This is a genomic window from Streptosporangium sp. NPDC049376 (genome assembly GCF_044466505.1).
Lineage (GTDB): Bacteria > Actinomycetota > Actinomycetes > Streptosporangiales > Streptosporangiaceae > Streptosporangium.
Window position 1 is genome coordinate 123,174 of sequence record NZ_JBITMT010000004.1, and the last position, 13,800, is coordinate 136,973.

At 70.9% G+C, this 13,800-nt stretch carries 11 protein-coding genes; 4 read left to right on the plus strand and 7 right to left on the minus strand.

Features of this window, described 5'->3' with window-relative positions; translation table 11 throughout:
• Window positions 1-15 precede the first annotated feature (15 nt).
• Together secD and ACIBVQ_RS13505 are read right to left on the minus strand one after the other, a co-directional pair.
• On the minus strand, window positions 16-2,283 hold the full coding sequence (gene secD, locus ACIBVQ_RS13500) for a protein translocase subunit SecD (RefSeq protein WP_399177599.1): 2,268 nt from the start codon (window positions 2,281-2,283) through the stop codon (window positions 16-18).
• 321 nt (window positions 2,284-2,604) lie between these two features.
• Complete coding sequence (locus ACIBVQ_RS13505) at window positions 2,605-3,012, minus strand: hypothetical protein (RefSeq protein WP_399177601.1); 408 nt, start codon at window positions 3,010-3,012, stop codon at window positions 2,605-2,607.
• Between the two features lie 106 nt (window positions 3,013-3,118).
• On the opposite strand from ACIBVQ_RS13505, the gene ACIBVQ_RS13510 reads away from it, so the two are divergent.
• A complete protein-coding gene (locus ACIBVQ_RS13510) occupies window positions 3,119-4,780 on the plus strand; it encodes an alpha-amylase family protein (RefSeq protein ID WP_399177603.1) in 1,662 nt (553 codons plus the stop codon).
• Between the two features lie 467 nt (window positions 4,781-5,247).
• Here the strand turns inward: ACIBVQ_RS13510 and ACIBVQ_RS13515 are convergent, their stop codons facing one another.
• Together ACIBVQ_RS13515 and ACIBVQ_RS13520 are read right to left on the minus strand one after the other, a co-directional pair.
• A complete protein-coding gene (locus ACIBVQ_RS13515) occupies window positions 5,248-7,113 on the minus strand; it encodes a potassium transporter TrkA (protein WP_399177605.1) in 1,866 nt (621 codons plus the stop codon).
• Window positions 7,114-7,477: 364 nt separating this feature from the next.
• Window positions 7,478-8,023 carry a DUF4262 domain-containing protein gene (locus ACIBVQ_RS13520; protein WP_352014233.1) on the minus strand — a complete coding sequence of 182 codons (546 nt, stop codon included), beginning with the start codon at window positions 8,021-8,023 and terminating at the stop codon, window positions 7,478-7,480.
• Window positions 8,024-8,183: 160 nt separating this feature from the next.
• Here ACIBVQ_RS13520 and ACIBVQ_RS13525 point away from each other — a divergent pair, with 160 nt between their 5' ends.
• On the plus strand, window positions 8,184-8,690 hold the full coding sequence (locus ACIBVQ_RS13525) for a DinB family protein (protein ID WP_399177607.1): 507 nt from the start codon (window positions 8,184-8,186) through the stop codon (window positions 8,688-8,690).
• 112 nt (window positions 8,691-8,802) lie between these two features.
• On the opposite strand, the gene ACIBVQ_RS13530 is transcribed toward ACIBVQ_RS13525, so the two are convergent.
• Window positions 8,803-9,417: a TetR/AcrR family transcriptional regulator gene (locus tag ACIBVQ_RS13530; protein WP_399177609.1), complete on the minus strand. Its 615-nt coding sequence runs from the start codon at window positions 9,415-9,417 to the stop codon at window positions 8,803-8,805.
• 171 nt (window positions 9,418-9,588) lie between these two features.
• Between ACIBVQ_RS13530 and ACIBVQ_RS13535 the strand changes: the two genes are divergently transcribed.
• Window positions 9,589-10,401 (plus strand): alpha/beta fold hydrolase, encoded by an 813-nt coding sequence (locus ACIBVQ_RS13535; RefSeq protein ID WP_399177611.1) that lies wholly within the window; start codon window positions 9,589-9,591, stop codon window positions 10,399-10,401.
• Here ACIBVQ_RS13535 and ACIBVQ_RS13540 read toward each other — a convergent pair.
• Together ACIBVQ_RS13540 and ACIBVQ_RS13545 are read right to left on the minus strand one after the other, a co-directional pair.
• Window positions 10,398-11,648, minus strand: a complete 1,251-nt coding sequence (locus ACIBVQ_RS13540; protein WP_386195754.1) for an RNA polymerase sigma factor — start codon at window positions 11,646-11,648, stop codon at window positions 10,398-10,400. The two genes, ACIBVQ_RS13535 and ACIBVQ_RS13540, sit on opposite strands and share 4 nt — an antisense overlap.
• A 38-nt stretch (window positions 11,649-11,686) precedes the next feature.
• A complete protein-coding gene (locus ACIBVQ_RS13545; protein ID WP_352014228.1) occupies window positions 11,687-12,055 on the minus strand; it encodes a YciI family protein in 369 nt (122 codons plus the stop codon).
• 169 nt (window positions 12,056-12,224) lie between these two features.
• On the opposite strand from ACIBVQ_RS13545, the gene ACIBVQ_RS13550 reads away from it, so the two are divergent.
• On the plus strand, window positions 12,225-13,763 hold the full coding sequence (locus ACIBVQ_RS13550) for an MFS transporter (RefSeq protein ID WP_362779360.1): 1,539 nt from the start codon (window positions 12,225-12,227) through the stop codon (window positions 13,761-13,763).
• Window positions 13,764-13,800 lie beyond the last annotated feature (37 nt).

Consider the following 13,800-nt stretch of genomic DNA (forward strand, 5'->3'; position numbering starts at 1 on the left):
GCGTCCTGAGAAGGCTCAGAGGACCGCTCCCGACCCCTCCCTCGTACGGCTCCGCGTGGCCTTGGGACGCGGCGGCGCCGCCTTGCCACGCCGCTCGAACTCGATCGCCAGCGGCGCCGCGACCAGCGCCGAGGACAGCGTGCCGACGACGATGCCGATCAGCAGCGCGACCGCGAAGTCGGTCAGCGAGTCACCCCCGAGCACGGCCAGCGCGCCGAGGATGAACAGCGCGCCGAGACCCGTGTTCACCGTACGGGGCACGGTCTGCAGGATGGCGGTGTTGACCACCTCGGCGAACGGCGCCTTGCGCCGCGCCCCCCACAGTTCGCGGACCCGGTCGAAGACCACGACCTTGTCGTTGACCGAGTAACCGATCACGGTGAGCATCGAGGCCAGGAAGACCCCGTCGATCGGCTTGCCCAGCCAGGCGAACGCGCCGATCACGGCCGCGGCGTCCACGACCAGGGAGAGCACCGTCGCCAGACCGAACGTCCAGCGGAACCGGAAGGCCAGATAGGCCAGCTGCGCGGCGAGCGCGACACCGAGCGCGATCATGGCGTTCCTGCGCAGCTCCTCGCCCAGGCTGGGGCCGATGAGCTCGTCACGCTGCTTGGTGACCGTACCGCCCCCGCCTTCCAGCGCCGTCTCGATGCGCGCCTGCTCGGCCTCGCCGATCCGGCCGGTCCGCACCGAGACGCCCTCGTCCGAGGACTGCACGACCGCGTTCGGGAACCCGGCCTCGGAGACCAGTTCGCGGGCGGCGTCGGCGCTCAGCGGCTTGGTCGTGGAGTACTCCATCAGCCTGCCGCCGGTGAACTCGACGCCGAAGTCCAGCCCCCTGACCGTGATCCCGCCGATCGCCGCGACCATCAGCGCCGCGGTGACCAGGAAGTACGGCATCCGCCTGCGCATCAGGGCGGGCTGACGCTCGGTCAGCCACCTGCGGACCCGGCCGACGTCCGCCAGACCGGTCAGCTTGGGCCGCCTGGCGACCGGGGACAGGTTCACCGCCCACTGGGCCAGCACCCGGGTGACGACCATCGCGGTGAACAGCGAGGCCACGACGCCGATGACCAGCGTGACGCCGAAGCCCCGCACCGGCCCCGAGGCCAGGAAGAACAGCAGGCCGGCGGCCAGCAGCGTCGTGATGTTGGAGTCGGCGACCGCGCTCCACGCGTTGCGGAAGCCCTTGTCGAGCGCGGGCCGCAGCCGGGGCTTGACGGCGTACTCCTCCCTGGCGCGCTCGAAGACCAGCACGTTCGCGTCGACGGCCATGCCGATCGCGAGCACGAAACCCGCCAGACCGGGCAGGGTGAGCGTGGCGCCGAGCGCGACCAGCGCGGCGTAGGAGATCAACGCGTAGCAGAGCAGGGCGATGGTGGCGATCGCCCCCGCCAGGCGGTAGGTCACCACGATGAACAGCGCGGTGAGCAGCACGCCGATGACGGCGGCCTGGGCGCTGGCCAGGATGGCCGCGGCGCCGAGCGTCGGGCCGACGGTCCGCTGTTCGACGATCTCGACGGGCACGGGCAGCGAACCGCCCTTGATCAGCGCGGCCAGGTCCTGCGCCTCCTCGACGCTGAAGGAGCCGGTGATCTGCGTCGAACCGCCCGTCAGTCCGACCCGGCAGCCGACGCCCTCGTTGACCTGCGGAGAGATGAGGACCTTGTCGTCGAGCACGATGGCGACCCTGCGCTTGGGGTCGCCGGGGGCGTTGCAGGCGGCCTCGCCGGTCAGCTTCGCCCACTCCTCGCCGCCCTTGTCGCGGAAGTCCAGCGTGACGAACCAGCCGCCGCCGCTCTGCGGGTCCGTCCCCGCCTCGGCGCCGCTGACGCCGTCCCCGGTGAGCCTGGCGGGGCCGACGAGCAGCTTGGCGCCGTCCTCGTCGGGGATGACGAGCCGGCCCTTGCCGGGAGTCGTCTTCTCGTCCGCCACGCCCTCGACGGCGTGGAAGGTCAGCTGCGCGGTCTTGCCGATGACCTCGGCGGCCCTGGCCGGGTCCTGCACACCGGGCAGTTCGACGATGATGCGCCGCTCGCCGGAACGCGACAGCGGGGCGTCCGCGACACCGAGCGCGTCGGCCCTGCGCCGCAGCACCTCAAGGGTGCGGTCGGTGGCCTCGGCGTCGGCCTTGGCAGTCGGGGAGTCCCTGGTCTCCAGCACGATCTGGGTGCCGCCGCGCAGGTCGAGACCGAGGCGTGGCGTCATGGTGAACGCCACGAAGAGTGAGATGGCGATGACGGCGAGCGCCGTCACCGCGCGCACCACGGGGGCACGCGACATGGAAGCCTCCACAGGCTTGGAAGAAGTCCTTGGGTTACGGCCCGCGGGTGCGCCGGAGCGCCGTTGAGGCATGACCAGGGCATGAGCAAAGGCACTGGCAAAGGCACTGGTCAGGGCGCCGTCAGGGCATCCGCGGGCGCGCCGGGACGTTCGCGGGTACGGCGAAGCCCGGAAAGGTGTTCCGGGACGTCCCAGGCGGTTCGACCGTCAGGGAACGGGCCGGACGGCGCCGTCACTCCGGACATGCCGGGGTGCTTCGCCGTCCCGAACGTCCCGGACGGTGTCGTCCGCCCGGCGTGTGGCCGGGCGGTCAGGTGGCGCTCAGGCGCCTGTGGAGGTGGCCGGAGGGGCTCTGGCGGGGCCGGTCCCCGGTGCCGGGGGTGGGAAGGGCGCCTCGCCCGTGGCGCGGGGCCGTGGCCCGGTCGGCAGCAGGGCGGGTGTGAAGTCCGCCTGCGGGACGACGGCCGGGTGACCGCCGCTTCCCGCCGGTCCGGCCAGGAGCGAGAGCAGGGCGGAGGTGAGGGTCCCCGGGAGGTGCGGGCGCTCTCCCGCCGACGACTCCTGGGAGAGCGGGCGCCGCTCCGCGATGACCGCGAAGTGCCGGGGGGCGGCGGCCGTACCGGTGAGCGAAGCCGGGGAGGGGAAGGCGCCGGGACCGGCCGCGACGAGCAGCGGGAACAGCAGGCTGAGCAGCCACCCGAAGGGCGCGCCGTGCCTGAGCTGCCGCATGGTCCCCTCCACAGTCCGGCCTCCACCGTAGCCGTACCGGCGCCATAAGGGGAACGATCACTACTTAATACCCCATAAACGGGTAAAGCCCGGGTAGTGCGGGCGCATGCGACTGACCCACACTGCTGATCTGTGGTGGAAGAACGCCGTCGTCTACTGCCTCGACGTCGAGACGTACAAGGACGGCAACGGCGACGGCGTCGGAGACTTCAGGGGACTCACCCAGCAGATCGACCATCTCGACCGTCTCGGGGTGACGTGCATCTGGCTGATGCCCTTCTTCCCCACCCCCGGCCGCGACGACGGCTACGACATCACCGACTTCTACTCGGTCGACCCCCGCCTGGGCACCCTCGGCGACTTCGTGGAGTTCATGCGGACCGCCAGGGACCGGGGCATCCGGGTGATCGCCGACCTGGTGGTCAACCACACCTCCGACGAGCACCCGTGGTTCCGGGAGTCCAGGTCGGGCCGGGACTCGCCGAAGCGCGACTGGTACGTCTGGCGGGACGAGCCAGGACCTTTCGACCCGAAGGCGATCGTCTTCCCCGACAAGGAGGACAGCATCTGGGAACTCGACGAGGGGAGTGGCCAGTACTACCTGCACAGCTTCTACCGCTTCCAGCCCGACCTGAACGTGGGCAACCCCGAGGTCCGCGACGAGATCGCCCGCATCCTCGGCTTCTGGATGGAGCTGGGCCTCTCCGGCTTCCGGGTCGACGCGGTGCCGTTCCTGATCGAGGGGGCCGGCGGCGACCCGCACTCCTTCCTGGCGGACCTGCGCGCCTTCATGAACCGCCGCGACGGCGGCGCGATCCTGCTGGGCGAGGTCAACCTGCCCTACCCGGACCTGATGGCCTACTTCGGTGACGGCAACGGCAACGAGGTCACCATGTGCTTCGACTTCATCGGGATGCAGCGGCTGCACCTGTCGATGGCCCGGGGTCGTCCCGCCGCCCTGGCCGAGGCCCTGCGCGAACGGCCCGCCCCGCCGAAGGACTGCCAGTGGGCCACCTTCATCCGCAACCACGACGAACTGACCCTGGACAAGCTCACCGACGCCGAGCGCCAGGAGGTCTTCGACGCCTTCGCCCCCGAGAAGGACATGCAGGTCTTCGGCCGGGGGGTACGGCGGCGCCTGCCACCGATGCTCGACGGCGACCGGCGGCGGCTCGCCCTGGCCTACAGCGTGCTGTTCTCCCTGCCCGGCACGCCGGTGCTCTTCTACGGTGAGGAGATCGGCCTCGGTGAGAACCCGGAGGGGGAGGGCCGGATGGCGGTCAGGGTCCCCATGCAGTGGACGCCCTCGGGAGGGTTCTCACCCGTCGCCGAGCGGACCCCCGTCTCCACCCCGGCCGGGCCGTACGGCCCGCGTGAGGTCAACGTCGAGACCCAGCGCCGCGACCCCGACTCGCTGCTGCGCTGGATCACCCTGCTGATCGAGCGTTACCGGGAGTCTCCGGAGCTGGCCTGGGGCGCCTACCGGGTCCTGGAGACGGCGGACGAGGCGGTGCTGGTCCACCGGGCCGACGCCGAGGGCGGCACCGTGGTCGCCGTCCACAACTTCGCCGACCGCGAGGCGAGGGCCGAGTTCGTCCTGGACGGCCTGGACGAGGGGCAGATGCTGACCGACCTGCTGGTCGACGGCACGCTCGACCTGCCCCCCGACGGGAGGGTGGGCTTCACGCTTGAGCCGTACGGCACGCGCTGGCTGCGTGTGTCGGCGCCCGACGAGCCCCTTGAGGACGCCTCGGCCAAGGGGAGCTGACCGCTGCGGGAGGTGGCCGTCGTGGGCCGGGTGCGGGGCCACCCGTGGGACCGCATATGCTTCGCATGGCCAGATTTATGGATTTAGTGGGACTTAAAGGGAGAAATTGACCGTGTACAAGGAGTTCGCCGTCGAAGCCGTGGTGTGGCTGATCCCCGTCGTCGTCCTGCTGGGCCTGGCCTTCATGATCACTGCCTGACCGTCGATCTCCCCGGCGGCCCGGTGCCCGTTCCGCATATCAGCTTTTATGACCATAAGTTCGGGAAAGCCGCTGAACGGCCACTGGATTCGCCTGAATCGGATCACCGGCGGGGTCGTCGTGACCCCTCCGCACCTCTCCCCGCTCGTCATGCCGCCGGCCATGACGGCGGCGGTCCTGGCCGGGCGCCGGGCGCCCACGGGGAGCCGAGGACGACCTCGGCTCCCGGCCAGGACGCTCAACCACGCCACGGCCAGGCGGGGACGCCTCAGCGTTCGGCCAGGACGATCACCGAGTCACCCTCCCCGAGGGTGACCGGGCGGGACTTGTCGGGGTTGAGGACGACGCCGAAGTGCGGCGCCTCGTTCGCCCGCTTCGCCAGCCGGTAGCCGATCGCCGTCTCACCCCGGCGTCTGGCCGACTCGATCACCGTGGCGAAGCCGACCGGCGTGTCCTTACGGACGTACCGGGTCGCCGGGCGCGGGTAGATCTCCGACCCCCTGGAGTCGAAGAGGTAGCCGAACACCTCCGCCAGGTGCCGGTTCTCGGCGAGCTGGGCGAGCAGCAGGCCGATGACCGTGTCGCTGATCACGATGTCGTCGGCCTCGGTGACCTCGGCCAGGCTCCGGTTGTTCTCGTCGTGCATCTCGCTGACGATCGAGTACCGCTCGCCGAGCGCGGTCTGCATGTCCCTCAGCTGCAACAGCGTCATCAGGGTGCGGGTGTCGGCGTGCTCGGCGGGGTAGCGGTCGTCGGAGAGCACGATCACGTGCTGGTAGACCCCCAGGCCCAGCGATTCGAGCGCGTAGCGGTCGGTGGTCTCGCACTCCTTGGCGTTGACCGTCAGGTTGGCCAGCCCCTCGAAGGGGATCGCGGCGTCCGGATGGTCGGAGGCGATGTCCAGCGCGGAACCGGGTGCCACGTAGCCGTCGAGGTAGTGGACGACCTGGCGGCCCCTGCCGTTCCAGTTGAGCACGAGCGTCCGCTCGGGGCCGGGCCTGACGTGCGGGGCCTCGACGATCGCCTCCTCGTCGGCCTCGGCGCCGCCCTCGGCGAGGTGGATCAGCGAGTCGTCCTGGGCGATCACGATGACCTCGTCCCGCGCCGTGATCACCGTGTCCGCCGGCGGGTTCAGCATGACGCCGCCGGGGCCCCGAAGGCCGATGACCGTGGCCGTCCGGTAGGCCGGGAGCGCCTGGCCGTACGTCAGGCCGGTGAGGTCGGGGTCGGAGCGCAGGTAGATCTCTCCGGCGTCGAAGTTGAGCAGGTCCATGCAGACGACCGACATGCCCGACTGCCTGGACGACTGCACGATGAGCCGGGAGGCGGTGTCGTCGGAGTCCACCAGGTGGACGTCGGGGCCGCCCGCGAGCCGGGCGGCGGCCATGTTCGCGGTGCGGGCGATCGCGGCGACCACGGGAGGGTGGTCACCCGCCCGCTTGGCCAGCGCGAGCAGCGTCTTGATGACGTGCGCGTCCGGGTCGTCGCCCTGCGGGGACAGGACGACCACCGAGCGGGCGGCGTCGAGGTTCATCAGGTCGAGGTCGGTGGGCTCGGTCGGCCGCCCGGTCCTGCAGACCAGCTTGGTCCTGCCGAGGTCCCCCACGTGACGGCGGATCTCGTCCTCCATCCGGGACTTGTCCCGGTCGGCGAGGACCGTGATGACCGACCCCCTGCCGCTCGCGTGCGCCTGGATCAGCTCGGTGACGATCGTGAAGACCTGCTCGGACCAGCCGAGGACCACGATGTGGCCGTTCTCGATGATCCGGGACCTGCCCTCACGCAGCTGCTCGAACTTGGTCTTGAGCCCGTTGGAGAGCACGCCGACCAGGGCGCTGACGATGAACAGGCCACCCATGGAGGCGATGAACATCAGGGCGACGAACAGGATGCTTCCGGTGTCGCTGGCGACCTTGCCGGGACTCAGCGTGCGCATCAGCGAGACCCACAGCATGCCGGGCAGACCGCTGTTGCGCGCGGCGTCCTTGGGAGTCAGCCACAGGCTGAGCAGGCTGACCAGCACGATCAGCCCCAGCGAGATGAGGGCCAGCCAGCCGATCAACGCCACCGTGCCCCGCGACATGGTGTTGTCGAACCAGTACCGTAACCGCTCCCGGACCGTCGGCCTTGACACGGACCCCTCCCCGTAGGTGAACACCGGACCAACAATCGCACAAAAGTTGCATGTCGCTCTGGTGTTCGCAAATTCATGAAATATAGCGCGTTTTCCGTGTTTCTCGTGCCGTGCCGGGGCGGAGCCGGAGCTTTACGGCCGCCGGGCCGGCAGCACGACGATCCGCCGCAGGTCGACGTGCCGGGGACGGCTCGTCGCACAGGCGATCAGGCCGGCGCCATCCTCGGCCGAGAGCGCGCCGACGGCCTCGAACGTCCGGCCGAGCCGACGCCGAGGCCCGGCTCCGGGCCGCCGGTGGTGCGCACGACCGTGCCGGGCTCGGAGCCGGCGGGTGAACTCGCCCTGACCACGCGGGGCGCGTCCCTCAGCCGGTCGTGAGCTTCGTCCACGGCCCCGGGGGATGGTCGTCCCTGGGCAGCCACAGCGAGGGCTGCAGGTCACGCAGCCGGGGCGTCGCCTGGGCGTCCCAGGGGAACAGGCCCGCCCTGTCCGGCCAGACGACCTCCATGAAGGACAGCGGGGGCCTGCGGTAGAAACGCAGCGCCACACCGAACAGCGAGCGGTACCAGCTGTGGTCGACCGTACGCGTGACGACCGGGTAGTTCCTGATGACGTCGTCCCGCTCCTGGCCGTCCGCCATCAGGTGACCGGCCGCGACCCGGTCGGCGAGGGTGTTCAGGCAGCGGCGCATCACCTCGACGTCCAGCCCGAACATGGCCGCCTCCGGCGACCTGAAGGTGTGCCACAGCCCGACGGTGAACGCCCACCCGGGGCCGTCCTCGTCCTCGGGGACCATGACCACGGCCCACCCGTCCCGCTCGACCCTCCGTACGGTGCCGCGGTCGAACTCGTCGAGTTCCTCGTCGTGCGCGGCGCAGAGCGGACATTGGCAGATGAGCCGGTCGAACATGCCTCTGAGCGTAGTGGTCAGGTGGTCTGCCGCATTTGAGGGGCTTGCCAAGGTTGCGTGTGAGGGTGTCCCGGCCTCGCGAAACTGTCGGTGGCGGGCCCTAATCTGTCGGAGCAGGGTTCCCGCCGGGCCCCGCTGGACGACTCGAAGGGCCCACGCCGTGACGATCCACAACGACACCCTCACCGGTGAGCGCGCCGACCTGCTGGAGACGCTGAGCGTGCACCGGGCCTTCCTGCGGGGCACGGTCGCCGGTCTCACCGACGAGCAGGCCGCGACGCGCACCACCGTGAGCGAGTTGTGCCTGGGCGGGCTCATCAAGCACGTGGCGAACGTCGAGGCCCGCTGGATGCGCTTCGCGACCGGTGACCCCGAGGCGATGACGATGAACGAGACCGACTGGACCGGCCAGTTCCGCATGCTCGACGGCGAGACGCTCGAAAGCCTGCTCGCCGCCTACGAGGAGGTCGCCCGCACGACCGACGAGCTGGTCGCGACACTCGACCTGGACGTCTCGTATCCCCTGCCGCAGGCCCCGTGGTTCCCGCCGAACGCGCGCAGGTCGGTGCGCCGGGTCCTGCTCCACCTCATCGCCGAGACCTCCCAGCACGCGGGTCACGCCGACATCATCCGCGAGTCCCTCGACGGCGCCAAGAGCATGGGCTGACCCCTCGCGGGTCCCGTGCCCGGGCGCTTTCTGAGGCGGTCCACCTGCCCGGTGGGCCGCCCGTTCAGTCTGAGGGCACACCTTCACCGCACGGCACGCCGCTCTCCGGCCCTCAGGAAGCCCCCTGCCGGGCCCCGGCCTCGGTGGCCTCGAAGAGGCCCACGAGGGTCCGCAGCCCCTCCAGGATCTCGGCTCCGGTCGGCGCCTGCTCCGGGTCGGCCAGCCACTGCATCATCACGCCGGACAGCAGGGCCAGCTGCACCGAGCCGAGGGTGCGCGTCGTGCCCTCCTGGAGCGTGTCCTCCTCCACTCCCAGCAGGATCGAGGCCAGCCCCCGGCGGCCCTCCCGCTGGCCGTCGGCGAGATACCTCCGCAGCTCCGGTGAGTGCTCGGCCTGCACCAGCGCCTCGACGCTGGCCGCCCACAGTTTCCTGTGGGTGCCGAACGACTTCGACAGCCGTGTCCACAGGGCCTCGTACCGCTCCTCGGGGGTCGCGGTGAGGTCGTCGTAGACGGCGGAGGCCGTCTGCCCGGTCTCCAGGCCCCACTCGTCGATCGCCTGGATGAGCGCCGCGTTCAGCAGCGCCTCCCGCGAGCCGAAGTGGTAGCCGATGGCCGCCATGCTCACCCCGGCCGCCGCCGCGATGTCGCGCACGGTCGTTCGCGCCCACCCCTTCTCCTCCAGGCAGCGCCTCGCCCCGGCGAGCAGGTCCTCGCGATTTCCCATAGCGGGATGCTACTCGCCCTGTTCACGGCGCCACGCTCTCTTGCGCAAATGCCTTAGGCATATGCATTGCGCAAATGCCCAAATCGCCGGTACCTTCATGACAGGCGAGAGAGCGGGCCGTACCGGAACCCGCTCGCGAAGCCGTACGGAAGCCGAGTTGAGGAGAGAACCATGAACCATGTCATCGCGCCGACGGTGGCCCCGGTGCGGGCGGAGCTGGACATCGCGGGCCGCCGCCTGTCCTACGTCGACTTCGGCGGGCCGGGGCGTCCGCTGCTCGCCCTGCACGGGCACCTGTCGGAGGGAACGAGCTTCGCCGCCGTCGCCGCCGGGCTGGCCCCCGAGTGGCGGGTCATCGCACCCGACCAGCGGGGGCACGGCGAGTCCGACCGGGCCGCCGACTACTCCCGCGAGGGCTACCTCGCCGACATCCTCGCCCTGCTCGACCACCTCGGCCTCGACCGGGTGGCGGTGATGGGCCACTCACTGGGCGGCATCAACGCCTACCACCTCGCCGCCCGTCACCCCGAGCGGGTCACCGCCCTCGTCAACGCGGACGCGCCGGTCGTCCTCGGCATCGACGGGGAGCCCAACCCGCTGGCGTTCCTGGAAAGCCTGCCTTACCAGGCGCCCACCCGTGAGGCGCTGGTCGAGGCCCTCGGCGAGGCCGCCCCCTACTTCACCAAGACCCTGCGGGAGAACCCCGACGGCACCTGGCGCCTGCCCTTCCACCCCCAGGACATGCTCGCCTCCGAGGAGCTCAACCGGGGTGACCACTGGGCCGCCTGGCTCGCCACCACCTGCCCCGCCCTCGTTATCCGGGGCACGAAGGGCAGCGTCATCCCCGCCGACCAGGTCCAGGCCATGATCGACCGCCGTCCGAACACCCGCCTCGCCGAACTGGCCACCGACCACTTCGTCTACGCCGGCGACCCCGAGGGCTTCACCGCGGCCGTCCGCGGGTTCCTCGGCTCCCTGGCCTAGGGTCCCGGGGTCAGCCCCCCGAGGCGTTCGGCCTTCGAGCGCAGGTAGCGCTGCTCGGGGATGCTGGCCGTGTGCCGGGCGGCCAGGAGGTACTCCTCGTGGGCCGCGCGCGGGTCGTCGGCCATCTCCAGCAGGTGGGCGCGCACCGCGCGGAAACGATGGTGCCTGGCCATCCGGTCGTCGCCCTCCAACTCCTCAAGGAGCAGCAGACCGGCCCTCGGTCCCTCGGTCATGGCGACGGCGACGGCCCGGTTGAGCGTGACCATCGGGTTGGGCGTGAGCCGTTCGAGGATCTTGTAGAGGATCGCGATCTGCGTCCAGTCGGTGTCCTCGGGGTCGGCCGCCTCGGCGTGCACGGCCGCGATGGCGGCCTGGAGCTGGTACGGGCCCAGACCGGAGCGCGACATGGCCCCGGTGACCAGCGCCGTGCCCTCCGCGATCGCGGCGGCGTCCCAGCGAGACCTGTCCTGCTCGGCCAGGGGAATCAACGCGCCGTCGGCACCGGTCCTCGCGGGTCGCCGCGCCTCGGTCAGCAGCATGAGCGCCAGCAGCCCGGCCACCTCCCCGTCTTCGGGAAGCCGCCGCAGCACCGCGCGCGTCAGCCGTACGGCCTCGCGGGTCAGGTCGGTCCGGTGCAGGTCGGGGCCGCAGGTGGCGGTGTAACCCTCGTTGAAGATCAGATAGAGCACCTGGAGGACCACGCGCAGCCGTTCGGCCCGCTCGTGCTCCGGCGGCTCCTCGAAACGCGCGCCCGCGGCCCTGATGCGCTGCTTGGCCCGGCTGATGCGGGGCGCCATGGTGGCCTCGGGGACGAGAAAGGCACGGGCGATCTCCGCGGCGGTGAGCCCGCCGACCGCGCGCAGGGTCAGCGCCACCTGGGAGCCCGGGGTCAGCGCGGGGTGGCAGCACAGGAACAGCAGGGTCAGGGTGTCGTCCCGGTCACCCCACGAGTGCTCGTCGGGCCCCGGCACGACCTCGGGGAGCTGCGCCGCGACGGTGGCCTCGCGGCGGCGCCTGGCCTGCTCGGCGCGGAGCAGGTCGACCAGGCGGCGGGAGGCGACGGTCGTCATCCACCCGCGCGGGTTGTCGGGGACCCCTTCGACCGGCCACTGCTGCGCCGCGGCCAGCAGCGCCTCCTGGACGGCGTCCTCGCAGAGCCCGAAGTCGTCGTACCTGCGGGCGAGCGTGCCGAGAACCTGCGGCGCGAGCGAGCGCAGCAAGTCCTCGAATCCGTTCGCGGCTGTCATGCCCCTCCGCTCACCTCAGGGCTGTCCGGCCTCCAGTGTCACACCGGGCTTCCCGCGGAGAACATGATGGGCCGGACCTCGATGCCGATGCCGGGTACGGAGGCGTCCGGGATCATCGCGGCCAGTTCGAACGCGCGCTCCCTGCTCTCGCAGTCGATCATGTAGAAGCCCGCGAGGTACTCCTTGGTCTCCAGGTAGGGGCCGTCGGAGACCACCGGGACACCGCCGTTCACCCGGACGACGGCGCTGGTCGAGGGGCCTTCGAGCACCTGGTGACCGACCAGCTCGCCGGACTCCTCGACCGCTTTGATGAACGGCTGGTGGCCGTTCATGATCTCCTTGCGTTCCTCCTCGGTCAGCGAGTCCCAGATCTCGGGGTTCATGTGCATGATCAGCAGGAACTTCACGGGGTTCTCCTCTCGGCCCGTACCGGCTTTCCACGGTGAGGTCGGAGACGGCGTCGAATTCTTGACTCCCCGGCGCAAGATCTGAGAACCCGTTCCGACCTCTCAGTGAGAGGTAACCCTATCTGTCACCTCCTCACCAACGGGACGCATCCACGAAGAGGAGCCCAATATGTCCGTCAGTAATACGGAGGAGACCGAGCCAAAGGCGACAAGGCGCACCTGGATGGGGCTGGCGGTGCTGGCGCTGCCCACGCTGCTGGTCGCGCTGGACATGAACGTGCTGTTCCTGGCGTTGCCGAGGCTGACCGCCGAGCTGGGCGCCGACAGCGTCGAACAGCTGTGGATCACCGACGCCTACGGGTTCATGGTCGCCGGACTGGTGATCACGATGGGCACGCTCGGCGACCGGATCGGGCGGCGCAAGTTGCTGCTGACCGGGGCGGTGTTCTTCGCGATCGCCTCACTGGCCAGTGCCTACGCGCCCAACCCGACGGTGCTGATCGCGGCCAGGACGGTGCTGGGCATCGCGGGCGCGACGGTGATGCCGTCCACCCTGGCCCTGATCACCAACATGTTCCGCGACGGCCAGGAGCGTGGCAAGGCCATCGCCGTGTGGGCCACCTGCAACTTCACCGGCGCCGCGCTCGGCCCGGTGGTCGGCGGCATCCTGCTCGACCACTTCTGGTGGGGGTCGGTGTTCCTGATGGCCCTGCCGATCATGGTGGTCGTGCTCATCGCCGGGCCGCTGGTGCTGCCGGAGTTCCGCCCGCCGCAGGCCGGACGGCTCGACCTCACCAGCGTCCTGCTGTCCATGCTGGCGATCCTGCCGATCGTGTACGGGATCAAGACCCTCGCCACCGGGAACGGCACGGCCACCGTGTCCGTCGTGGCGATCCTGGTCGGCCTGGTGTTCGCGATCGTCTTCGTCCGCCGCCAGCTCCGCCTGGAGAACCCCCTGCTCGACCTGCGCCTGTTCACCCGGCGCTCGTTCGCCCTGGTCGTGCTCGCGCTCTCGCTGGCCGGGATCGTGATGGCCGGCGTCGGCCTGCTGGTCACCCAGTTCCTGCAGAGCGTGCTCGGCTACTCCCCGCTGGTCTCGGCCCTGTGGTTCGCGCCGATGGGCCTCGCGGTCGCGGTCGGCACGATGGTCACCCCGGCCTTCACCAAGTCCCTCAAGCCCAGCGTCGCCATCGCCGGTGGCCTGGCGGTCTCCACGCTCGGCGCCGCCGTACTGATCGTGGTGAACTCGACGTGGGGGCCGGTGCCGGTCGTGATCGGCATCGCGATCCTGGCGGTGGGCACCGGGCCGCTCTTCACGATCGGCACCGGGCTGGTCGTCGGTTCGGTCCCGCCCGAGCGCGCGGGCTCAGCGGCGGCCATGTCGGAGACCGCGAACTTCCTCGGTGGCGCGCTCGGTCTGGCCCTGCTCGGCACGATCGGGGCGGCCGTCTACCAGCACCAGATGACCGGGGCCGTCCCCGAAGGGGTGCCCGCGGCGGCGGCGGAAACCGCCCGCGAGACCGTCGCGGGGGCCTCCTCCGTCGCGGCGAGCCTGCCCGCCGACCAGGCCGGCGAACTGCTGCGGCAGGCGCACGGCGCCTTCACCGCGGGCCTCAACGCGGCCGGTGTGCTCTCCACCGTCATCTTCGGTCTCTTCGCCGTTCTGGCCGCGGTCTTCTTCCGCAGGGCGGGCGGTGAGCAGAGCTGACCACGCCCCGAGTCCCCGGTCCGCCGTGTCGGGCGGA

What these genes read in the sequence shown, in the direction of transcription:
- secD (WP_399177599.1), bottom strand. Translation starts at nt 2,283, where the DNA reads ATGTCGCGTGCCCCCGTGGTGCGCGCGGTGACGGCGCTCGCCGTCATC.
- ACIBVQ_RS13505 (WP_399177601.1), bottom strand. Translation starts at nt 3,012, where the DNA reads ATGCGGCAGCTCAGGCACGGCGCGCCCTTCGGGTGGCTGCTCAGCCTG.
- ACIBVQ_RS13510 (WP_399177603.1), top strand. Translation starts at nt 3,119, where the DNA reads ATGCGACTGACCCACACTGCTGATCTGTGGTGGAAGAACGCCGTCGTC.
- ACIBVQ_RS13520 (WP_352014233.1), bottom strand. Translation starts at nt 8,023, where the DNA reads ATGTTCGACCGGCTCATCTGCCAATGTCCGCTCTGCGCCGCGCACGAC.
- ACIBVQ_RS13530 (WP_399177609.1), bottom strand. Translation starts at nt 9,417, where the DNA reads ATGGGAAATCGCGAGGACCTGCTCGCCGGGGCGAGGCGCTGCCTGGAG.
- ACIBVQ_RS13535 (WP_399177611.1), top strand. Translation starts at nt 9,589, where the DNA reads ATGAACCATGTCATCGCGCCGACGGTGGCCCCGGTGCGGGCGGAGCTG.
- ACIBVQ_RS13540 (WP_386195754.1), bottom strand. Translation starts at nt 11,648, where the DNA reads ATGACAGCCGCGAACGGATTCGAGGACTTGCTGCGCTCGCTCGCGCCG.
- ACIBVQ_RS13550 (WP_362779360.1), top strand. Translation starts at nt 12,225, where the DNA reads ATGTCCGTCAGTAATACGGAGGAGACCGAGCCAAAGGCGACAAGGCGC.